This window comes from Achromobacter sp. Marseille-Q4954, assembly GCF_943737025.1.
Taxonomy (GTDB): domain Bacteria; phylum Pseudomonadota; class Gammaproteobacteria; order Burkholderiales; family Burkholderiaceae_B; genus Achromobacter; species Achromobacter bronchisepticus_A.
In genome coordinates, this window is the sequence record NZ_CALSFQ010000001.1 from 2,132,132 (window position 1) to 2,153,845 (window position 21,714).

General features: G+C 64.7%; 22 protein-coding genes. 15 read left to right on the forward strand and 7 right to left on the reverse strand.

Annotation, left to right across the window (positions count from 1 at the left end):
- Positions 1 to 32: 32 nt before the first annotated feature.
- Positions 33 to 716 (reverse strand): orotate phosphoribosyltransferase, encoded by a 684-nt coding sequence (pyrE, locus tag NGK62_RS09990; RefSeq protein ID WP_118933236.1) that lies wholly within the window; start codon positions 714 to 716, stop codon positions 33 to 35.
- A 132-nt stretch (positions 717 to 848) separates the two neighbouring features.
- Between pyrE and NGK62_RS09995 the strand changes: the two genes are divergently transcribed.
- The gene (locus NGK62_RS09995; RefSeq protein WP_054456902.1) at positions 849 to 1,637 is read left to right on the forward strand and encodes an exodeoxyribonuclease III; all 789 of its coding nucleotides are present in this window, start codon (positions 849 to 851) and stop codon (positions 1,635 to 1,637) included.
- Here the strand turns inward: NGK62_RS09995 and NGK62_RS10000 are convergent.
- Positions 1,619 to 2,551, reverse strand: coding sequence for a LysR substrate-binding domain-containing protein (locus tag NGK62_RS10000; protein ID WP_251878232.1), 933 nt, complete (start codon positions 2,549 to 2,551; stop codon positions 1,619 to 1,621). The genes NGK62_RS09995 and NGK62_RS10000 overlap by 19 nt on opposite strands.
- 110 nt (positions 2,552 to 2,661) lie before the next feature.
- On the opposite strand from NGK62_RS10000, the gene NGK62_RS10005 reads away from it, so the two are divergent.
- Both NGK62_RS10005 and gdhA read left to right on the forward strand, forming a co-directional pair.
- A complete protein-coding gene (locus NGK62_RS10005) occupies positions 2,662 to 3,273 on the forward strand; it encodes a LysE family translocator (protein WP_251878234.1) in 612 nt (203 codons plus the stop codon).
- Positions 3,274 to 3,702: 429 nt separating this feature from the next.
- Positions 3,703 to 5,049, forward strand: coding sequence for an NADP-specific glutamate dehydrogenase (gene gdhA, locus NGK62_RS10010; RefSeq protein WP_054456908.1), 1,347 nt, complete (start codon positions 3,703 to 3,705; stop codon positions 5,047 to 5,049).
- Positions 5,050 to 5,238: 189 nt separating this feature from the next.
- Here the strand turns inward: gdhA and NGK62_RS10015 are convergent, their stop codons facing one another.
- Together NGK62_RS10015 and NGK62_RS10020 are read right to left on the reverse strand one after the other, a co-directional pair.
- On the reverse strand, positions 5,239 to 5,739 hold the full coding sequence (locus NGK62_RS10015; RefSeq protein WP_059379997.1) for a copper chaperone PCu(A)C: 501 nt from the start codon (positions 5,737 to 5,739) through the stop codon (positions 5,239 to 5,241).
- Between the two features lie 19 nt (positions 5,740 to 5,758).
- Positions 5,759 to 6,658, reverse strand: coding sequence for a LysR family transcriptional regulator ArgP (locus tag NGK62_RS10020; protein WP_042796077.1), 900 nt, complete (start codon positions 6,656 to 6,658; stop codon positions 5,759 to 5,761).
- A 146-nt stretch (positions 6,659 to 6,804) separates the two neighbouring features.
- Between NGK62_RS10020 and NGK62_RS10025 the strand changes: the two genes are divergently transcribed.
- The 8 genes from NGK62_RS10025 (at position 6,805) to NGK62_RS10060 (ending at position 14,622) form a co-directional block, all read left to right on the forward strand.
- Positions 6,805 to 7,437 carry a LysE/ArgO family amino acid transporter gene (locus NGK62_RS10025; protein WP_054457287.1) on the forward strand — a complete coding sequence of 211 codons (633 nt, stop codon included), beginning with the start codon at positions 6,805 to 6,807 and terminating at the stop codon, positions 7,435 to 7,437.
- Between the two features lie 101 nt (positions 7,438 to 7,538).
- Positions 7,539 to 7,850, forward strand: a complete 312-nt coding sequence (locus NGK62_RS10030) for an antibiotic biosynthesis monooxygenase family protein (protein WP_059379995.1) — start codon at positions 7,539 to 7,541, stop codon at positions 7,848 to 7,850.
- Positions 7,851 to 7,902: 52 nt separating this feature from the next.
- Positions 7,903 to 8,844, forward strand: a complete 942-nt coding sequence (locus tag NGK62_RS10035) for a LysR substrate-binding domain-containing protein (protein ID WP_059379994.1) — start codon at positions 7,903 to 7,905, stop codon at positions 8,842 to 8,844.
- A 326-nt stretch (positions 8,845 to 9,170) separates the two neighbouring features.
- The gene (locus tag NGK62_RS10040; protein ID WP_059379993.1) at positions 9,171 to 10,334 is read left to right on the forward strand and encodes an ABC transporter substrate-binding protein; all 1,164 of its coding nucleotides are present in this window, start codon (positions 9,171 to 9,173) and stop codon (positions 10,332 to 10,334) included.
- A 143-nt stretch (positions 10,335 to 10,477) separates the two neighbouring features.
- Positions 10,478 to 11,350: a branched-chain amino acid ABC transporter permease gene (locus NGK62_RS10045; RefSeq protein ID WP_013396765.1), complete on the forward strand. Its 873-nt coding sequence runs from the start codon at positions 10,478 to 10,480 to the stop codon at positions 11,348 to 11,350.
- A 3-nt stretch (positions 11,351 to 11,353) separates the two neighbouring features.
- Complete coding sequence (locus NGK62_RS10050; RefSeq protein ID WP_059379992.1) at positions 11,354 to 13,276, forward strand: branched-chain amino acid ABC transporter ATP-binding protein/permease; 1,923 nt, start codon at positions 11,354 to 11,356, stop codon at positions 13,274 to 13,276.
- Positions 13,277 to 13,294: 18 nt separating this feature from the next.
- On the forward strand, positions 13,295 to 14,017 hold the full coding sequence (locus NGK62_RS10055) for an ABC transporter ATP-binding protein (RefSeq protein ID WP_013396767.1): 723 nt from the start codon (positions 13,295 to 13,297) through the stop codon (positions 14,015 to 14,017).
- Positions 14,018 to 14,463: 446 nt separating this feature from the next.
- Complete coding sequence (locus tag NGK62_RS10060) at positions 14,464 to 14,622, forward strand: hypothetical protein (protein WP_251878236.1); 159 nt, start codon at positions 14,464 to 14,466, stop codon at positions 14,620 to 14,622.
- 277 nt (positions 14,623 to 14,899) lie between these two features.
- On the opposite strand, the gene NGK62_RS10065 is transcribed toward NGK62_RS10060, so the two are convergent.
- From NGK62_RS10065 to NGK62_RS10075, 3 genes are all read right to left on the reverse strand, one after another.
- Positions 14,900 to 15,325: an organic hydroperoxide resistance protein gene (locus NGK62_RS10065; protein WP_013396768.1), complete on the reverse strand. Its 426-nt coding sequence runs from the start codon at positions 15,323 to 15,325 to the stop codon at positions 14,900 to 14,902.
- Positions 15,326 to 15,468: 143 nt separating this feature from the next.
- Complete coding sequence (locus tag NGK62_RS10070) at positions 15,469 to 15,930, reverse strand: MarR family winged helix-turn-helix transcriptional regulator (protein ID WP_054456924.1); 462 nt, start codon at positions 15,928 to 15,930, stop codon at positions 15,469 to 15,471.
- Between the two features lie 63 nt (positions 15,931 to 15,993).
- On the reverse strand, positions 15,994 to 16,698 hold the full coding sequence (locus tag NGK62_RS10075; RefSeq protein WP_059374161.1) for a Crp/Fnr family transcriptional regulator: 705 nt from the start codon (positions 16,696 to 16,698) through the stop codon (positions 15,994 to 15,996).
- 169 nt (positions 16,699 to 16,867) lie between these two features.
- On the opposite strand from NGK62_RS10075, the gene NGK62_RS10080 reads away from it, so the two are divergent.
- From NGK62_RS10080 to NGK62_RS10095, 4 genes are read left to right on the forward strand one after another with little or no spacing between them, the layout of a single operon-like run.
- On the forward strand, positions 16,868 to 18,844 hold the full coding sequence (locus tag NGK62_RS10080) for an AMP-dependent synthetase/ligase (protein WP_251878238.1): 1,977 nt from the start codon (positions 16,868 to 16,870) through the stop codon (positions 18,842 to 18,844).
- 5 nt (positions 18,845 to 18,849) lie between these two features.
- Positions 18,850 to 19,647, forward strand: coding sequence for an ABC transporter ATP-binding protein (locus NGK62_RS10085; RefSeq protein WP_054456930.1), 798 nt, complete (start codon positions 18,850 to 18,852; stop codon positions 19,645 to 19,647).
- Positions 19,648 to 19,658: 11 nt separating this feature from the next.
- The gene (locus tag NGK62_RS10090; protein ID WP_042796065.1) at positions 19,659 to 20,588 is read left to right on the forward strand and encodes a branched-chain amino acid ABC transporter permease; all 930 of its coding nucleotides are present in this window, start codon (positions 19,659 to 19,661) and stop codon (positions 20,586 to 20,588) included.
- A 26-nt stretch (positions 20,589 to 20,614) separates the two neighbouring features.
- Positions 20,615 to 21,679, forward strand: a complete 1,065-nt coding sequence (locus tag NGK62_RS10095) for a branched-chain amino acid ABC transporter permease (protein ID WP_059374159.1) — start codon at positions 20,615 to 20,617, stop codon at positions 21,677 to 21,679.
- Positions 21,680 to 21,714 lie beyond the last annotated feature (35 nt).

The window sequence follows — 21,714 nt, forward strand, 5'->3', positions numbered from 1 at the left end:
GCTCCTCTACCTGCGCTCGCTGAGTCCGAGGTTTACTTCACCCCATACTTCGTCCGATAAGCCAACACCGCCTCGCGGTGTTCGGCGAACGACGCATCATCCTGCAGCAACGCCAGAATGTCCGACAGCGAGGCAATCGACACCACCGGAATGCCGTAGGTCTTGGCCACGTCCTGCACGGCGGAATGCGCCGACAGCGCGTCGTCGGGACCCGCGCGTTCCATGCGGTCCATGGCGATCAGCACGGCGGCCGGCTCGGCACCGGCGGCGCGGATGATCTCGACCGACTCGCGCACCGAGGTGCCCGCGGTGATCACGTCGTCAATGATGACGACCTTGCCCTTGAGCGGCGCGCCGACCAGGGTGCCGCCCTCGCCGTGGTCCTTGGCTTCCTTGCGGTTGTACGCGAATGGCACGTCGCCGCCCTTCATGTCCGGGTGGCCGGCCAGCGCCACGGCGGTAGCCGTGGACAGGGGGATGCCCTTGTAGGCCGGACCGAACAGCATGTCGAATTCCACGCCCGAATCCAGCAGCGCCTGGGCGTAGAACTGCGCCAGCTTGCCGACCGAGCGTCCGCTGTTGAACAGGCCCGCATTGAAGAAATAGGGACTGATTCGACCCGATTTGACCTTGAAGCTGCCGAAGCGCAGCACGCCCTCGTTCAAGGCGAAGCGGACGAAATCCAGGGCGGTGGCGGAAGATTGGGCGGCGGGCATGCGTAAAGGTCCGGTAGATGGCAAACGCCAGCATTTTATCCGCTGTCGGGGCTATTCCCGGGCGGCGGCGCGGAGTCGGTTAAATTGCTGCCATTGCCCCGGCCCTGGCGGCCGCTCAACAGGAGTTTCGCTTTGCTGCGCATCACGTCGATCAATCTCAACGGTATCCGGTCCGCCTTCCGCAAGGGCCTGCAACCCTGGATGGAAAAGCACGCCGCCGACGTGCTGTGCCTTCAGGAAATCAAGATATCCGACGAAGACCTGACCGACGACCTGCGCCACCCGCCCGGCTATACCGGGCACTTCCACCATGCCGTGAAGAAGGGCTATAGCGGCGTGGGCATCTATTTGCGCGACGCGGCCGAGCGTGTGAACGCCGGCCTGGAATGCGAGGAATTCGATCCCGAAGGCCGCATCATCCGCGCCGACTGGAAGAACCTGTCGGTCATCAGCGCCTACCTGCCCTCGGGCTCCAGCGGCGACGAGCGCCAGCAGGCCAAGTACCGCTTCCTGGACCGCTTCGGCCCCTGGATCGACGCCCTGATGCACGAGCACAAGACCACCGGCCGCGAGTTCATCATCTGCGGCGACTGGAACATCGCGCACAAGGAAATCGACCTGAAGAACTGGAAGGGCAACATGAAGAACTCGGGCTTCCTGCCCGAAGAGCGCGCCTGGCTGACCGACGTGTTCGACAAGCGCGGCTTCGTCGACGTGTTTCGCACCATCGACGACCGCCCCGACCAATACACCTGGTGGAGCAACCGCGGCCAGGCCTGGGCCAAGAACGTGGGGTGGCGCATCGACTACCAGATCGCGACGCCGGGCATCGCCGCCCGCGCCCGCAACGTGGCCATCTACAAGGACGAGCGCTTCTCGGACCACGCGCCCCTGACGATCGACTACGACGCCACGCTCTGAGCAGCATCCACCGGATCGCCCGCCGCCTCCCTTAGCGTTGCGGCGGCTTCCCGGCGCAACCATTCCAGAAAGGCTGCCGCCCGCGGATCTTCTGAACAAGGCCGCGGCGACAGCAGCACGTAGGCCGAGCCGTCGCGGGCAAAGCCGCAAGGCGCCTGCAGCCGGCGGTCGCGCAAGGCGTCGCACGCCATCAAGGCGGAACCTATGGCCACCCCCAGGCCTGCGGCGGCGGCCTGCAAACTCAAATAGAAATGCTCGTAGGCCGGCCCGGCCCGGCGCGGGGGCTTCACGCCCGCCGCCCGCGCCCAGTGCCGCCAGGCTTGCGGACGCGTCGCGCTGCTGAGCGCAGACGCCCCGCCCCAATCCGCTGCGGCCGGGTCCGCGCCCGCGGCGCCGAGCAGTCCCGGCCGGCACACCGGTCCCGTCCATTCCTCGCAAACGCGCTCGGCATGCAGGGCCGCGTCCCAATCGAAGTCATTGCGGCGCAGCGCCACGTCCACGCCCTGGGCGGCGAAATCCACCGGTCCGCCCGCCGCGTACAGATGCACCTGCACGCCGGGATGGGCGCGCTGGAAGTCCGGCAGCCGCGGGATCAACCACATCATGGCGATGGTGGGTTCGCAGGACAGCACCAGCGGCGCATCTGCCGCCGGCTGGCGCAGCTTGGCCAGGCCCGTTGCCAGCTGCTCGAACAGGGCGCTAGTCACCTCGAACAGCTGCCTGCCGGCATCGGTCAGAAAAACAGCCCGGTTGCGGCGTTCGAACAGCGCCACGCCCAACGCATCCTCGAGCAGCCGGATCTGCCGGCTGACGGCGCCATGCGTCACGTGCAGCGTTTCGGCCGCCTTGCCGAAGGCCTGATGGCGGGCGGCGGCATCGAACACCCGCAGCGTATTGAGCGGTGGCAGTTTCATGGTGAAAGGTGAGTTTTTTTCACGAATATCCGGCATTAGAAATCGTTTTTCAGGCGCGCGCCAGCATCCCAAAATGCCGGCTCCGTTTCAAAACCCGCCGTCCTGTCGCCATGACCGAACTGATCGCCGTCGCCCTCATCACCATTCTTGCCGTCATCAGCCCCGGACCGGACTTCGCCATGGTCACGCGCAACAGCTATCTGTTCGGCCGGCGCACCGGCCTGATCTGCGCGCTGGGCATCGCGCTGGGCGTGCAGGTGCACGTGTTCTATACGATGTTCGGCGTCAGTCTGCTGGCGCATTACGCGCAGCCGGTGCTGCAGGGCATCAAGCTCGCGGGCGCCTGCTATCTGGTCTACATGGGCTGGAAGACTTTCTTCAACCGCACCCAGGTCAGCCGCGACCTGTCGGCCCGCCCGCCGATCACCGGCTGGCAGGCCTTATACAACGGCTTTCTGACCAATGCGCTCAATCCCAAGACCACGCTATTCGTGGTCAGCACCTATACGCAGGTCGTGTCGCCCGGCACGCCGCTGTCGCGGCAGTTCGGGTATGGCCTGTTCATGTCGCTGGCGCATTGGGTCTGGTTCGGCGCGGTCGCGTGGTCGGTGTCCTCGCCATTCTTGCGGCGGATGCTGCTGGATCATCAGCTTGCGGCCGATCGGGTGGTGGGAGCGGTCCTGATGACCTTGGGCGCGGCGCTGGCCGCCGTGCAGTTGTAATCCTGCCGCAGGGTCTGATTTCGCTCAAATAAATAATGGGGACATATAATGGCGGCAATGGCCTTCATACCTCCCTGAATATGCCTGAAATCGACCTTTCTTCCCTCGCCGGAAATCGGAAGAGCGCAACCCCTCTTTGGAGAAATAAATGGGGACACATATATTTCCCTAGAGAATTCAAGCATTTCTGCCCAAAACCCTTAGAGAAAGGGCTCATTCCCTTGATTCCAAGTATTAATGCGTCCCTATTAAATTAAAAGAAAAAGTGCTTTGATATCAAGGTGATGGCACTATTTTTCGGCTTTGCGCAGGGCAACATTTTGCCCCTACAATCCCCGCACCATACCGGTGCAGCCGTGCACCAAAGAAGAAATTTCGCGCCCCAATCCGGCGCAGTCCGCACCTATTCGAAGCACCCCCAAGGAGATCATGTTGAAAGTGCAGAGTCTGGACGACTTCCTGCGTGGCGTCGCCGCGCGCGACCCGCAGCAGCCTGAGTTCATGCAAGCCGTCCAGGAGGTGATGCTGAGTCTCTGGCCTTTCATCGAAAAGCACCCCCACTACGCCGAGCATGCCGTGCTCGAGCGCCTGGTGGAGCCGGAACGCGTGATCCAGTTCCGCGTGTGCTGGACCGATGACCGCGGCCAGGCCCAGGTCAACCGCGCTTTCCGCATCCAGCACAGCTCGGCCATCGGCCCCTTCAAGGGCGGCATGCGCTTCCACCCCTCGGTGAACCTGTCCATCCTCAAGTTCCTGGCCTTCGAACAGACCCTGAAGAACTCGCTCACCACGCTGCCCATGGGCGGCGGCAAGGGCGGCTCCGACTTCGATCCCAAGGGCAAGTCCGACGCAGAAGTCATGCGCTTCTGCCAGGCCCTGATGATCGAGCTGTACCGCCACCTGGGTCCGGACACCGACGTGCCGGCCGGCGACATCGGCGTGGGCGCGCGCGAAGTCGGCTTCATGGCCGGCATGATGAAAAAGCTGTCCAACTCGACCGCCAGCGTGTTCACCGGCAAGGGCCTGACCTTCGGCGGCAGCCTGATCCGCCCCGAAGCCACCGGCTACGGCACCGTGTACTTCGCTGAAGAAATGCTCAAGCGCGTGGGCAAGTCCTTCGACGGCCTGCGCGTGTCCGTGTCGGGCTCGGGCAACGTCGCCCAGTACGCGATCGAAAAAGCCATGGCGCTGGGCGCCAAGGTCGTGACCGTTTCCGACTCCAACGGCACCGTGGTGGACGAAGCCGGCTTCACGCACGAGAAGCTGGTTGCGCTGATGCACATCAAGAACGACCTGCGCGGCCGCCTGGACACCTACGCCCGCCAATTCGGCCTGACCTATGAGTCCGGCAAGCGTCCCTGGCACGTGCCGGTGGACGTGGCCCTGCCCTGCGCCACCCAGAACGAACTGGAACTGGCCGATGCGCAAACGCTGATCAAGAACGGTGTGCTGTGCGTCGCCGAAGGCGCCAACATGCCCGCCACGCTGGAAGCCGCCAAGGCCTTCATCGCGGCGCGCGTGCTGTACGCCCCGGGCAAGGCCAGCAACGCCGGCGGCGTGGCCGTGTCCGGCCTGGAAATGGCCCAGAATTCGGCCCGCCTGTCCTGGACGCGCGAGGAAGTCGACGCGCGCCTGCACGCCATCATGCGCGACATCCATGAAAATTGCGTGCGCCACGGCCACAGCGAGCGCGAGTACGTGAACTACCTGGACGGCGCCAACATCGCTGGCTTCGTGAAGGTGGCTGACGCGATGCGTCAGCAAGGCTTGTATTAATCCCCCCCCCGAAGCGCTGCGCGCTTCCCCCCCAGGGGGGCGCCGCTGCGGACCGGCAGAGCCCGGCTCCGCGCGGCCCCGATTGGGGGGAGACCTGTTGTGTCGGGGCGGACCTGCCTCGTTGACAGGAATCCACCTAAGCCGGCCCATGGGCCGGCTTAGTTTTCAGGCGCGGGCAGCGCCTGCCGCTCAATGCTTCATCGTGCCGTGGTTCATGCTGCCGTGGTTCATGCCGGGGTTGTGCGAGGCCGGCTTGACCGTGAATTGCACGGCGACTTCGCCGGCCTTTTCGAACTTCAGCGTGGCCGGGACCGTGCCGCCTTCGGCGAACGGAGCCTTCAGCTTGATGAACATGACGTGGTAGCCGCCCGGGCTGAGCTTGACCTCGGTGTCGGCCGGCAACGCAATGCCGCCTTCCACCTGACGCATCTTCGAGACGCCGTTCTCGGTCTGGACAGTGTGCAGTTCGACGCGCTCGGCCGCGTCGGACGAGACCGACAGCAGGCGGTCCGCGGTCTTGGCGTCGTTGTCGATATCCATATACCCCGCGCCATTGGACTGGCCGGGCGCCGATGCGCGCACCCAGAGGTCGTCGACCTCGATCTGGCCAACCTTGTAGTCCTTCGCCCAGGCCGACCCGGCCGTACACAGGCCCAGGGCGGCGATGACAGCGAACTTGCGGATGTTCATGGGTTGTTCTCCTAGTGGGTTAACGCCGCCTGACCAGGCTGCGGGCAGCTGACAGGACCGAATCCGTCAGGGCTTCCATCGCTTCGGAGTTTACCCGCCAATGCTGCCAATACAGCGGCACATCCTCCCAGGCGCGGCCTCGAAGCAGCATCAGCTGACCTGCATCAAGGTGCTCCTGCACCAAGGGCAGCGGATTCATGGTCCAGCCGAGGCCGCCCAGCGTGGCCTGCACGAACGCGCGGGTGGAGGGCACCCACCAGACCGGCGGCTGCCACGGCGCGGGATCGGCGATCTTGTGCGCGAAGCGCGCCTGCAGCGCGTCCTTGCGGTTGAACACCAGCACCGGCGCCTGCGCCAGCGTCTGGGCGTTGACGCCCTGCGAGAAGTAGCGCTTGTGGAATTCCGGCGTGCAGGTGGCCACGTAGCGCATGCTGCCCAGCGCATGGATGCGGCAGCCCTGGACCGGCTCGGCCAGCGCGGTCACCGCGCCCAGCACCGATCCATTGCGCAGCAGCGTCGCGGTGTGGTCCTGGTCTTCGGACTGCATGTCCAGCGTGGCGCGGGTGCGCGCCGAAAACTGTACGGCCGCGTCGACGAACCAGGTCTCCAGGCTGTCGTGATTGACCGCGACCGGGATGCTGGCATACGGCACATCGTCGTCCGCCACGCCCAGGCGGTCGAGCGCGTCATGCTCCAGCAGCGCCGTCTGCTCGGCCAGCCGCACCAGCACCTGGCCGTCCGCCGTCGCCACCGCCGGCACGGTGCGCTGGACCAGCAAGCGGCCCATGCGGTCCTCCAGCGCCTTGATCCGTTGCGACACCGCGGATGGCGTGACGCTGAGCGATAGCGCCGCCCGCTCGAAACTGCCTTCCCGCACCACCGCGGCCAGGGCCCGCAGGTTGCCGTGATCGATTTTCATAAGATTAGTTTTGCTTAAGATAGTGAAGGAAAATTAGCTTTATTTCATATTCACCGCAAGCGAAAATGCCTTATTACCGGAGCGCCGATAGCGCCCGGCGTTGTCATCCAAGCGCCGCCACAGGCGTAGCAGCACAGGTGCAGGTCATGTTCGCCACGTTGTCATCCCCCCTCTTTTTCACTGCCTGGGCCAGCGGCACGGCCACCGGGCTGGGCCTGTTCGCGGTCGTGGGCGCGCAAAGCGCGTTCATCCTGCGACAGGGGCTGATGCGCGCCCACCTCCTGAGCGTGGTCGCCATCTGCGCGCTGATCGACGCCGTCTTCATCTTCGCCAGCGTCTCCGGCCTGCAGGCGCTCACCGCCTGGTTCCCCTGGCTGACGACCGCCGTGCTGTGGTTCGGCGTGGCCTTCCTTTCGTGGTACGCGCTGCAGTCGGCGCGCCGCGCCTGGACCGCCACCGGCGGCCTGGCCGCCGCCCGCGACGTGGTGCCTTCGCGCCGCGCCGCCATGCTGGGCGCGCTGGGCTTTTCGCTGCTGAATCCGCATTTCTGGCTGGACATGGTGGTGGTCGGCTCGCTGGCGCACGGCTTCGAGGAAGCACGCATGGCATTCGCCGCCGGCGCCTTCACCGCCAGCCTGCTGTGGCTCGCCGTGCTCGGCATCGGCTCGCGCCTGTTCGCCCCGTTCTTCGCCAGCGCATCGGCCTGGCGCGTGCTGGACGGCATCATCGCGGTGGTCATGGCCGCGCTGGCGGTCAGCCTGGCCCTCAAGGGCGTGTAGGCGCATTCAAGCCACCTCTCCAGCAGTTCCCCGAACGGCCGCCCGGATCCTCCAGCGGCCGGTTTTCTTGCTTGCTGCACCCGCCGCGTCCGGAGTCCCTCATGTACAGCTCCACCTTCATCTTCGCCACCAGGCAGTTCGACGATGATTTCCACCGCCTGGATCAAGCCATCGCCGCCGCCGCCCGCGCCATTCCAGGCTACGCGGGCGAAGAGAGCTGGGCTGACGCCACGCGCGGCCTGATCTCCAACGTCTACTACTGGGAATCGCTGGAGGCGCTGGAACAACTGATCCGCCACCCCGCGCACTTGCAGGCCAAGGCCGCGCAAGCGCGCTGGCTGGACGGCTATCGCGTGGAAATCTGCCAGGTGCTCAGGCGCTACGGCGAGGGGCTGGCCCCGCCGTCCTTATAATCAGCCGGTTGCCATTCTTTCGTCGGGCGCAACACCGGCCCGCCAGACGATCATGCGCGGTCCCTCCCCTTCCAAAGATGTGCGCCTGCCCCCCCTTGCCGCCATCCAGGCCTTCGAAGCCGCTGCCCGCCTGGGTTCCTTCGAACGCGCCAGCGAGGAGCTGTTTGTCACCGCCAGCGCCATCGGCAAGCGCATCGCCGCGCTGGAGACCTTGCTGGACGTCACCCTCTTCATCCGCAGCAGCCGCGGCGCCACGCTGAGCTCCGCCGGGCGCGAATACCTGGACCAGGTCCGTACCGCGCTGGACCTGCTGTCGGACGCCTCCCTGCACAAGCGCGGCGAACCCAAGCTCGAACCCCTGCGTGTCGTCTCTACCCCCACGTTCGCCCGCCAGGTGCTGATCCCCGCGCTGCCCGGCTTCACCGCCGCGCATCCGGAGGTGGAGCTGGAAATCATGCTGTCCATTCCCTACCTGGACATCATGCCGCCCAATGCCGACGTCTGGGTGCGCTTCGGCAGCGGCAAATATCCAGGCTTGAACGCACGCCAACTGACGGCCGATCCCGTGTTCGCGGTCTGCGCTCCCGGCTACCGCGACCAGCATGGCCCCTTCGAGCGGCCCGCCGATCTGGCGCGGGCGCAACTGCTGCGCTGCCCCATGGAGCCGTGGCGGCCCTGGCTGGCCGCCGCCGGGCTGGACTGGCCCGAGCCCGCGCGCGGCGTGTGGCTGGTGGACCTGGGCATCATGCTGGCGGCTGCGCGCGCCGGCCAGGGCCTGGCGCTCACGCGACGCGCGCTGGCAGCCGAATGGCTGGACGAGGGCAAGCTGGTGCGCGTCCTGGACATCGAAATCCCCGGCGAATGCCAGTATTACCTGTGCACCGAAACCTCGCGCCCGCCGGGCAGGGCAGTCCAAGCGTTTTCCCTATGGTTGGAAGGCGTGTGCAAACAGGTTTCCCAATGGCCGCAAGGCCCGCAGGCCGGTAAGGAATAAATTTCCAGACCGGGGCGGAATGAAATTCCGCGCAATCCGCCGCCGCGCTGGCTAGGATGCGGCCAATGCAACGTCCCGCCCATGTCCTCAACGGCACGCAGCCGCCCCCTTCCCAATCCCAGGCCGCGCCATCGCGCATGGCAGGACACCCTATACGTTTGTACTAGGTATTTACGCGGAAAAACCCTGCCGGGTCAGTTTCGCGTAAGTGATTAGGCAGACAGTCACGACACGCCACACAGGAGAGCGCCGCAGCAACGATTTCCGCCGCCTGGCGCCGGCACACGGTTTTCCACGCAGTTCTACCAATTACAACGGAGACATCCATGGATTTTCGTTTGAAGCTGCTTGCAGGAACCCTTGCACTTGCCGCAACGGCCGCGTCCCACGCCGCCGACCCCATCAAGATCGGCGTGGCCGGCCCCTATACAGGCGGCTCGTCCTCCATGGGCGTCAGCATGCGCGACGGCGTGCGCCTGGCCATTGAAGAAATCAACAAGAACGGCGGCGTCATGGGACGCCAATTGATCGCCGTCGAACGCGACGACGAAGCCAAGAACGAGCGCGGCGTGCAGATCGCGCAAGAGCTGATCAACAAGGAACAGGTGGCGGCCACCGTCGGCTACATCAATACCGGCGTGGCGCTGGCCTCGCAGCGCTTCTACCAGGACGCCAAGATTCCCGTGTTCAACAACGTGGCCACGGGCAGCGTGATCACGCACCAGTTCAAGGCGCCGGAATACCCGAACAACTACGTGTTCCGCAACGCCGCGCACGACAGCATCCAGGCCCCGATGATCGTGGAAGAAGCGGTGACCCGCCGCGGCTTCAAGAAGGTCGCGATCCTGGCCGACTCCACCAACTACGGCCAGCTCGGCCGCGAAGACCTGGAAAAGGCCCTGGACGCCAAGGGCATCAAGCCCGTGGCCGTGGAGAAGTTCAACATCAAGGACGTCGACATGACGGCCCAGCTGCTGAAAGCCAAGGCCGCCGGCGCCGAAGCCGTGCTGACCTACGGCATCGGCCCCGAACTGGCCCAGGTTGCCAACGGCATGACCAAGCTGGGCTGGAAGGTGCCGATCATCGGCAGCTGGACCCTGTCCATGGCCAACTACATCGACAACTCCGGCGCCAACGGCGAAGGCGCGCGCATGCCGCAGACCTTCATCCAGGACCCGGACACGCCCAAGCGCAAGGCCTTCATCGACGCCTACCTGGCCAAGTTCAAGCCCAAGAACAACCGCATCGACTCGCCGGTGTCGGCCGCCCAGGGCTATGACTCGATCTATCTGCTGGCCGCGGCCTTCAAGCAGGCCAACTCCACCGACGGCCCGAAGGTCCGCGAGGCCCTCGAAAACCTGCAGACGCCCGTCGAGGGCGTGGTGATGACCTACAACAAGCCCTTCAGCGCAGACAACCACGACGCGATCACCGCGAAGGAAGTGGTCATCGGCGAGGTCAAGGGCGGCCGCGTCATCAAGGCCAACTAAGGTCCCGCAGCGCATCCCGGCGGCGGCTGCCCGGCCGCCGCCAGCCGCGCCCTATCGCCCAGGGCGCGGGCTTGCCGCCGCCAGAAAACCGCGTTCTGCCCAAGGGGGTTGGGACGGAACCACAGCGCCACACGACACACACCATGATTCTTCTACAGCTCATCTATAGCGGTATCGCGCTGGGCATGATCTATGCCGTCATCGCGTTCGGATACCAGCTCACGTTCGCCACGTCGGGCACCCTGAACTTCGGCCAGGGCGAAGCCCTGATGCTGGGCGCGCTGGTCGGCCTGACGCTGGTCGGCCTGGGCGTGAATTACTGGGTGATGATACCCATCGTCTGCATCTTCGGATTCGCGCAAGGCGCGCTGGTCGAACGCGTGGGCGTCAGGCCCGCCATCAAGACCCGCTCGGAGTTCGGCTGGATCATGGCCACCATCGCGCTGGGCATCATCTTCAAGAACGTCGCCGAGAACATCTGGGGCCGCGACGACCTGCGCTTCCCTTCGCCGCTGCCGGAAGCGCCCATCCAGGTGCTGGGCGCCAACGTGCTGCCCATGGAGCTGCTGGTGGTGTTCGGCGCGCTGGCGATGATGCTGCTGGTGGAAATCTTCAATCGCAAGTCCATCTACGGCAAGGCCTTCGTCGCAACGTCCAACGACCGCGACGCCGCCGGCCTGATGGGCATCAACACCGGCATGGTGATCACGTTTTCCTACGCGCTGTCCTCGCTGACGGCCGCGTTCGCCGGCGTGCTGGTCGCGCCGCTGACCCTGACCGGCGCCACCATGGGCGCGGTGCTGGGGCTCAAGGCCTTCGCGGTCGCCATCATCGGCGGCCTGTCCAGCGGCATGGGCGTGGTGGTGGGCGGACTGATCCTGGGGATCGCCGAAACGACCACCGGTTTCTATCTTTCAACGGGGTACAAAGACGTGCCGGGATTGGTGTTGCTGCTGCTCGTACTGACCTTCAAGCCCGCCGGCCTGTTCGGCAAGACCGCGATCAAGAAGGTGTAAGCGATGAAACCCTTGCACCTTTTGCTATCCATCGTGGCCGTGGCCTGCCTGGCCGCCGTGCCGCTGGGCGTGACCAACACGTACTACCTGCACCTGATCGAAACCATCATGATCTATTCGATCCTGCTGTTCGGGCTCGATATCGTGGTGGGCTATACCGGCCAGGTGTCGCTGGGCCACGCCGGCCTGTTCGGCATCGGCTCGTACGTCGCCGGCGTGCTGTTCTTCCATCTGCAGATGCCCATCTGGGTGATCCTGCCCGCCGCCATCCTGATCGCGGCGGCCTTCGGCGCGGTGCTGGCGCTGCCGGCGCTGCGGGTCACAGGGCCGTACCTGGCGATGGTGACGCTGGCGTTCGGCACCATCATCCAGATCCTGATCAACGAGATGACCTTCATGACCGAAGGGCCCTTGGGCATCAAGATCTCCAAGCCCGCCATCGCCGGACACGTGCTGACCAAGAGCGAATACTTCTGGCTGGTCGCGGCGCTGCTGGTGCTGTCGCTGATCGTGGTGCACCGCATCCTGAAGTCGCACCTGGGCCGCTCGTTCGAGGCCCTGCGCGACAGCCCCATCGCTTCCGACTGCATGGGCGTGTCGGTCTACCGGCACAAGGTGTTCGCCTTCGTCATCAGCGCCGGCTTCGCCGGCCTGGCCGGCGCGCTGTACTCGTATTCGGAACAGTACATCTCGCCCAACACCTACAACTTCGAACTGACCATCCTGTTCCTGCTGGCCATCATCATGGGCGGACGCAAGAGCCGCACGGGCGCGCTGCTGGGCGCGTCCATCATCGTGCTTCTTCCCAAGATGCTGGATGACATCGCAACCTTCCGGCTGATCGCGCTGGCCGTGGCCATCCTGGTCACTGTCGGCAGCGCCATCGCGATCTCCAAGGGCCGCACCGAACCCCGCCGCGTCGCCGTGCCGGTGATCGGCACCATCCTGCTGGCGGTGTTCTCATACTGGCTGGAAGCGGTCACCGACTGGCGCCTGACGATCTTCGGCGCCATGATCCTGTTCGTCGTGTACTACCTGCCCGACGGCATCGTGGGCTTCGTGCGCAACCTGTTCTTCTCCAACCGCCGCGCCGCGCTCTCGGTCAAATCGGATCTGGTGAAGGCGCAGGAAGCCGTGCCCGATGCGGCCAAGGGCAAGGGCGACACGCTGCTCGCGGCCAAGGGCGTGCTGATGCAGTTCGGCGGCCTGAAGGCGCTGAACCAGGTTGACCTGACCGTCAAGCGCGGCACCATCCATGGCCTGATCGGCCCCAACGGCTCCGGCAAGAGCACCATGATGAACGTGCTGACGGGTATCTACGTGCCGACCGCCGGCGCGGTGGAGTTCTCGGGCAAGTCGCTGGTCGGCATGACACCGGCCGACATTGCCGAAACCGGCATCGCGCGCACCTTCCAGAACGTGCAGCTGTTCGGCGAAATGACGGCGCTGGAAAACGTACTGGTCGGCCTGCACCACACCTTCACCACGGGCCTGGCCGGCATCGCGCTGCGCACGTCCAAGTGGAAAGGCGAGGAACAGGGCGCCCGCGCCCGCGCCATGGCGCTGCTGGAATTCGTGGGCCTGGAATCCCTGGCCAGCGAAGAGGCGCGCAACCTGCCCTACGGCAAACAGCGCCTCCTGGAAATCGCCCGCGCGCTGGCGCTGGACCCGCAACTGCTGTTGCTGGACGAACCCGCGGCCGGCCTGACCGCGCCCGACATCGTCGAACTGCTGGCCATCATCCGCAAGGTGCGCGACCACGGCATCACGCTGATTCTCATCGAACACCACATGGACGTGGTGATGGGAGTCTGCGACACCGTGTCGGTGCTGGACTTCGGCCAGAAGATCGCCGAGGGCCTGCCCAACGAAGTGCAAAGCAACGCCAAGGTCATCGAGGCGTATCTGGGCGGCGCGCCCGCCTGACGCCAAGGGGACAACAAGATGCTATCGATCAAGAATCTGGAAGCGGGCTACGGCAAGGTGAAGGTGCTGCACGGCATCAGCATGGAAGTGCCGAAGGCCAAGGTGGTGACGCTGATCGGCTCCAACGGCGCCGGCAAGACCACCACGATGCGGGCGCTGTCCGGCATGATCCGCCCCACCGCGGGCGAGGTCACGCTGAGCGGCAAGCGCATCGACGGCCTGGAGTCCCACCGCATCGCGCGGCTGGGCCTGGCGCACTCACCCGAGGGCCGGCGCGTGTTCCCGACGCTGTCGGTCACCGACAACCTGCTGCTGGGCGCTTTCCCGCGCCTGACGGGCAGCCGTCCCAAGGGCGACGTGCAGTCCGACCTGGGCCGGGCCATGGATCTGTTTCCGCGCCTGAAGGAGCGACGCGATCAGTTGGCCGGCACGCTGTCTGGAGGCGAGCAGCAGATGCTGGCCATGGCGCGCGCGGTGATGCTGAATCCGGAACTGGTGCTACTGGACGAGCCTTCAATGGGGCTGGCGCCGATCCTGGTGGAAGAAGTGTTCCGGATCATTGCGCGGCTCAAGGATGAAGGGGTGACGATGCTGCTGGTGGAGCAGTTTGCTGCTGCTGCATTGAATGTGGCGGATTATGGGTATGTGTTGGAGAACGGGCGGATTTCGGTGCATGGGAGTGCGGATAAGTTGAAGCATGATCCGGCTGTTGTGGCGGCTTATCTTGGTGGGTCGCATTGAGGGCTTCAGTGTTGAGTTCTTGAGACGCCTGCCACGTCGGGGACTCGCGTAGCGCGGGGCAACGATTGCGGTCCGGAGCCTTCGCTCCGGACTTCCCCTTCGTCATCCTCGTTGTCGCCTCCGGCGACTGCCTTCGGATTCCCTCGGGCTTATCGACGCCCCGCGCTACGCGAGTCCCCGACGCGGCAGGCTGCATTGTCTGAATCTTCACGGACGCTGGAGCGAGCTGTGTGCTTGGCGTTTTTTTCCGCATCGGGGTGTGGTGGCGGGTCTTGCGGGGCCCGCCCCAGGCCGGCCGCGCGGGCGGCCTCTTGGGGCTTACGCGGTTTCTTGCGTCGCGTGATGGCGCTGCGCGCAGTGGCTGCGGCATCACGTCTATTCAGCCCAGCCCAGCATCTGCATTTCAACTCCGATGCCGGATGGGCGGCGCGCGCGAGACACTCCTCATGCGCAAGTTACTGCTCAACGCGCGCCGCCCATCACCGCCCCACCCCCAGGACGGCGATGCCATCAGAAAACAGCTGTCCACATTCGCGACAGCGAGCACTATCGAAATTTCAAAAATCACGTATGTCATTTATGGCCGCCCGCGCGGCCATAAATGACGGGCAGCAAAGACTCGACACTGGCCACGGATCTAACAGCGCAGCGACCCAAGACGACAGTAGCCCGTCGGCGCGGGCGGCGTGGCGGCTCGCAACCTCGATGCGCCCGAGGGAATCCGAAGGGAAGGCCGAAGGCCTGGACGAGGATGACGAAGGGGAAGTCCGGAGCGAACGCTCCGGACCGCAATCGTGGGCGCGAGCCGCCACGCCGCACGCGACGACGGGCGGCCTACGAACAAGACCGCCCGCCACCAGAACATCAACAACCCATCAACGATCAAACAATCGTCAACGTCACATCAATATTCCCCCGCGTAGCATTCGAATAAGGGCAAACGATATGCGCCGCAGCGACCAGCTTCTCGGCCTCGGCCCGCTCCATCCCCGGCAACGAAATCTTCAATTCGACTTCGATCCCGAACCCCGTAGGAATAGGACCGATGCCAACAGCGCCGTCGATCGTCGCATTCGACGGCATGGCGATCTTGTCGCGGCCGGCGACGAATTTCATGGCGCCCATGAAGCAGGCCGAATAGCCCACGGCGAACAGCTGTTCCGGATTGGTGCCGGCCGCGCCCGCGCCGCCCAGTTCCTTCGGCGTGGTCAGCTTGACGTTCAGGTTGCCGTCGTCCGTCGCGCCCGTTCCTTCACGGCCGCCGGTAACGTGCGCATGGGCGCGGTACAGCACTTTTTCGATAGACATGATGCGTTTCCTTGTAGGGAAGTGGGGGTTGAACTGCCAGGCCTGGCGGGAACATCCCGCTGCGACCCTTACTATTTAAATAGCGCAATATTAAATAGTGCACTATTTATTTAACCTAACAGTAGCGGGCCTGGCCCGCTACTTCAAAGACTTGCGCTCAGCTTCTCCCGCAGCGCATGCAGCGTTTTCATCATACCTTGCGCCTCTTCCAGCGAACACTGCGCGGCGCCCGCGATCGAGTGCGGCACGGCCTCGGCCTGCGCGCGCAGTTCGCGGCCCTGGCGGGTCAGCCCGACGATCACCTGGCGCTCGTCTTCCACGGCGCGCTTGCGCGTCACCAGGCCCGCCGCTTCCAGGCGCTTGAGCAGCGGCGTCAGCGTGGCCGAATCCAGGAACAGGCGCTCGCCGATATCCGTCACCGTAATCTCGTCGCCTTCCCACAGCACGAGCATCACCAGGTACTGCGGATAGGTCAGATCCAGCCCGCGCAGCAGCTTGCGGTACACCTTGTTCATCGCCAGCGAAGTCGAGTACAGGGCGAAGCACAGCTGGCTGTCCAGCAGCAGCGGATTGAATGCAGCCTTGGCTTTGGATCGAGATTTCATTGCGCAATATTAAATAGCGCGCGATTTATCGTCAACAACTATTTTGAGCAAAACCGCCGGCGCCTATGCCGGCTCGCCCTCGGCCGCGGCACGGTCCGACCCGTATTGTTTCAGACCGTCCAGGTCCAGCACCCGGACAGCGCCGTATTCCACGTTCAGCAGGCCCGCCTCTTCCAGCTTGCGCAGCGCCTGGTTGGCGCGCTGGCGCGACACTCGGGCCAGATAGCCGACTTCTTCCTGCGTAATCGCCAGGCGCATGCCCATGCCGGGATACAGCAAAGGGTTGAAGAGTTCGGCCAGGCAGCGGGCCACGCGCGCATCCGGGTCCAGCAAACGGTCGTACTCCGCCTTGCCGATGAACTGCGCCACGCGCTCGTTCAATTGGTGGAGCAGATAGCGGTTGAATGGGATGCTGCTGTCCAGCAGCCAGTCGAACGTGGTGGCCGGCAAACGCGCCACCACCGAATCCCGCAGGGCAACGATGTCGTACTTGCGGATTTCGCGCTTGAGCAGCGAACCCTCGCCGATCCAGCCGCCCGCAGGCACGCCGGTCAGCGAAGCCACCTTGCCTTCCGCATTGCCCACCGAAACCTTGACCAGCCCTGCCAGCACTCCTATCCAAGCCTGGGCGAGTTCACCTTTGCGCTCTATGATCGACCCGGCAACCACCTGCTGCACGGTAAGGTCCCGCTCGACGCGCTCTTGCTGATCGCGGCTGAGCACGCGAAACCAGGCGGCGGCGAGTTGCAGGGAGTCGGATAGCTGCATCGGGAATACCCTAAAAGGTCCTTGAATGTCGCGATGGTGACAGTTGGTAGCAACCCAACCTTATACCTTAACTCCTGCCGTAAATCTAAAACCAACTGGTCAAGCGCCTCATCGCCGCCGCCGCTCTCGCGGACTCCCGGCCCGATGCGCCCAAACCGGAGGAGACATCGTGGCACATACACCGCCCGCATCTGCACAGATGCCGGCGGCGCTGGATACTTTTCCGGCGCTGCTGTTCACGCATGCCAGCGTTCGCGGGTCGCGGCCCGCCATACGCGAAAAAGATCTGGGGATCTGGCAAACCCTCACGTGGTCCGAAGTGGCGGAGCATGTCCGGCACGTCGCGCATGGCTTGGCCGCATTGGGCATCAAACCCGGCATGCACGTGGCCGTGATCGGCGAAAACCGCCCGCGCCTGTACATGGCCATGATGGCTGCGCAGTCGCTCGGTGCGATACCGGTTCCGCTCTACCAGGATGCCGTGGCGCAGGAAATGGTCTACGTGCTGCAGGACGCCGATATCAGCGTGGCCATCGTCGAAGACCAGGAACAGGTCGACAAGATGCTCGAAGTCCACGAGCAATGTCCCGCGCTCAAGCACGTCGTGTATGACGATCCGCGCGGCCTGCGCCATTACACCGACCCGATGCTGCGCTCGTATGAACAGCTGGAAGAGCTGGGCCGCGAGTACGCCAAGCAGCATCCCGGCTTCTTCGACCAGGCCGTCGCAGCCGTGCAGCCGCATGATCCGGCCGCCATGTTCTACACCTCCGGCACCACCGGCAAGCCCAAGGGCGTGGTGCTCACGCACCATGCGCTGATCGACCGCGCGCGCGCCGTGTCCGATATGGAAAAGCTGACCGACCAGGAAGACGTGCTGGCCTATCTGCCGCCCGCCTGGATCGGCCAGAACATGTTCTCGTACACGCAGCTGCTGGTAACGGGCTTTACCGTGAACCATCCTGAATCGCCCGACACCGTGTCGATCGACATGCGCGACATCGGCCCCACCTATTACTTCGCGCCGCCGCGCGTGCTGGAAGGCCTGCTGACACACGTGATGATCCGCATGGAAGACGCGGGACTGATCAAGCGCAAGCTGTTCGCGGCCTGCATGAAGCTCGCGCGCCGCGTAGGCGCCAAGATCCTGGACGGCGAGCAGGTCGGCGCCTGGGACCGTCTGCGCTACGCGCTGGGCAACATGATGATCTACGGTCCGCTGCGCAACGCGCTGGGCATGAGCCGGGTGCGCGTGGCCTATACCGCGGGCGAGGCCATCGGCCCCGACCTGTTCGTGTTCTACCGCTCCATCGGCATCAACCTCAAGCAGCTCTACGGCTCCACCGAAACCTCGGTCTTCGTCTGCGTGCAGCCCGACGGCCAGGTACGCGACGACACCGTGGGCCCGCCCGTCGAAGGCGTGGAGATCCGCGTGGCCGACAACGGCGAGATCCTGGTCAAGAGCCCCGGGCTCTTCAAGGAGTACTACCGCAACCCCGAGGCCACCGCCGAAGCGCGCAGCGCCGACGGCTGGTTCCATACGGGCGACGCGGGCTATCTGGACACCGACGGCCAGTTGAAGATCATCGACCGCGCCAAGGACGTGGGCAAGCTCGCCAACGGCGCCCTGTTCGCGCCCAAGTACATCGAGAACAAGCTCAAGTTCTTCCAGCACATCAAGGAAGCGGTCGCCTTCGGCGCCAACCGCGACGACGTGTGCGCCTTCATCAACATCGACCTGGAAGCCGTGGGCAACTGGGCCGAACGCCGCGGCATGCCCTATGCCGGCTACACCGACCTGGCGTCCAAGGACGAGGTCTACCAGCTGATCGCCGAATGCGTGGAACAGGTCAACGCCGACCTGGCCACCGATCCCAAGCTGTCGGCCTCGCAGATCAGCCGCTTCCTGATCCTGCACAAGGAACTGGATCCGGACGACGACGAACTGACCCGCACGCGCAAGGTGCGCCGCGCCTTCATCGCGCAGAAGTACGGCGTGCTGATCGACGCGCTCTTTGGCGGCAAGCAGTCGCAGTTCATCGAGACCGAAGTGAAATTCGAAGACGGACGCACCGGCAAGATCTCGGCGGATCTGAAGATCCGCCCGGTCAAGACGTTTCCCGCCATTACTGCCAAGGCCGCGTAGAGATCATGAGCAACAACGACCGCGACCAGCGTATCGGCGACGTCATGCTGGACATGCAGAACATCTCGCTGTCCTTCGGCGGCGTGAAGGCGCTGACGGACATATCCTTCAACGTGCGCGAACACGAGATCCGCGCCATCATCGGCCCCAACGGCGCCGGCAAGAGCTCGATGCTCAACGTCATCAACGGCGTCTACACGCCGCAGCAGGGCGGCATCGAATTCCGCGGCGAACGCTTCTCGCGCATGAATCCGCGCCGCGCCGCTGAAATGGGCATCGCGCGCACGTTCCAGAACCTGGCCCTGTTCAAGGGCATGAGCGTGCTGGACAACATCATGACCGGCCGCAACCTGCGCATGAAGTGCGGGCTGCTGGCCCAGGCCTTCCGCCTGGGGCCGGCCGAGCGCGAAGAGATCAAGCACCGCGAATTCGTCGAGAACATCGTCGACTTCCTGGAAATCCAGGCCTACCGCAAGACGCCCGTGGGCCGGCTGCCCTACGGCCTGCAAAAGCGCGTGGACCTGGGCCGCGCGCTGGCGATGGAGCCGCGCCTGCTGTTGCTGGACGAGCCCATGGCCGGCATGAACATCGAAGAGAAGCAGGACATGAGCCGCTTCATCCTGGATGTGAACGACGAGTTCGGCACCACCATCGTGCTGATCGAGCACGACATGGGCGTGGTCATGGACATCTCGGACCGCGTCGTGGTGCTGGACTACGGCAAGAAGATCGGCGACGGCAAGCCGGACGAGGTCCGCGCAAACGAAGACGTCATCCGAGCTTACCTCGGCGTATCGCACTAAGGCGGACAGACATGGGATTTTTTCTAGAGACCTTACTCGGCGGCCTGATGAGCGGCATGCTGTACGCGCTGATCGGCCTGGGCTTTGTGCTGATCTTCAAGGCTTCGGGCGTCTTCAACTTCGCGCAGGGCGCGATGGTGCTGGTCGCCGCGCTGTCCATGGCCCGCTTCTCGGAGTGGCTGCCGCGCTGGTTCGGCTTTGACAACATGATCCTGGCCAACGTGCTGGCATTCATCGTCAGCGCCATCGTGATGTTCCTGCTGGCGGTCGCCATCGAACGCTTCGTGCTGCGCCACCTGGTCAACCAGGAAGCCACCACCCTGCTGATGGCCACGCTGGGCATCAGCTACTTCCTGGATGGCCTGGGCCAGATCACTTTCGGCAGCTCGGTGTATTCCATCAACGTCGGCATGCCCAAGGATCCGCTGATGATCCTGGACTCGGTCTTCGAGGGCGGATTGCTGATCAACCTGGAAGACCTTACCGCAGCGGTGATTGCCGCCCTGCTGGTGGCCGCGCTGGCGCTGTTCTTCCAGTACACCTCGACCGGCCGCGCCCTGCGCGCGGTCGCCGACGATCACCAGGCCGCGCAGTCCATCGGCATTCCGTTGAACCGCATCTGGGTGATCGTCTGGAGCGTGGCCGGGCTGGTCGCGCTGGTGGCCGGGATCATCTGGGGCTCGAAGTTCGGCGTGCAGTTCACGCTGTCCACCGCGGCGCTGCGGGCCCTGCCGGTGGTGATCCTGGGCGGCCTGACCTCGGTGCCGGGCGCCATCCTGGGCGGCCTGATCATCGGCGTGGGCGAAAAGCTGTCCGAGGTCTATTTGGGGTCGCTGGTGGGCGGCGGTATCGAAATCTGGTTCGCCTATGTGCTGGCGCTGGTGTTCCTGCTGTTCCGTCCGCAAGGGCTGTTCGGCGAGAAGATCATCGACCGTGTCTGAGCCCAAAGGCCCTCTAGGATAAAAACATGTTCTATCGCGAAAACGGCCAGTTCAAGACCAGCTATCGCGCTGACCAGCAGATCTTCCCGATCCGCCAGGACCGCATCTTCATCTGGCTGCTGCTGGCGGTGGCGTTCGTCGCCATCCCGGCCATGGCCAGCGACTACCTGCTGCGCGCCATCCTGATCCCGTTCCTGATCCTGGCGCTCGCCGCCGTGGGCCTGAACATCCTGGTGGGCTATTGCGGCCAGATCTCGCTAGGCACCGGCGCCTTCATGGCGGTGGGCGCCTATGCGGCCTGGAACTTCGGCGTTCGCTTTCCCGGCATGCCGCTGGTCGTCCAGATCCTGCTGGGCGGCTTCTTCGCCACCATTGTGGGCGTGATCTTCGGCATACCCAGCCTGCGCATCCGCGGCCTGTACCTGGCGGTGGCGACGCTGGCCGCGCAGTTCTTCGTGGACTGGGCGTTCCTGCGCATTCCCTTCTTCACCAACTACTCGTCGTCCGGCAACGTCTCGGTGCCGCCGCTGACGGCCTTCGGCCTGCCGGTGCAGAGCGCGCTGGAAAAGTACCTGTTCGTGCTGATCCTGGTCGTCATCTTCAGCCTGTTGGCCAAGAACCTGGTGCGCGGCGCCATCGGCCGCCAATGGATGGCGATCCGCGACATGGACGTGGCGGCCTCCGTCATCGGCATCCGCCCCATGTACGCCAAGCTCACGGCCTTCGCGGTCAGCTCGTTCATCGTCGGCGTGGCCGGGGCCTTGTGGGGCTACATCCACCTGGGTTCATGGGAACCGCTGGCGTTCGACCTGACGCGTTCGTTCCAGCTGCTGTTCATGGTCATCATCGGCGGGCTGGGTTCGATCATCGGCAGCTTCTTCGGCGCGGCGTTCATCGTGCTGGTGCCGGTGGCGCTGTCCAACATCCCGCACGCGCTGGGCATCCCGCTGTCGGTGGACACGGCGGCGCACATCGAACACATGGTGTTCGGCGCGCTGATCGTGTTCTTCCTGATCGCCGAACCGCACGGACTCGCCAGACTATGGAGCATCGGCAAGGAGAAGCTGCGCATCTGGCCGTTCCCGCATTGATTTCGCATTGATTTCCGCGGTCCGCGGCGGCACAA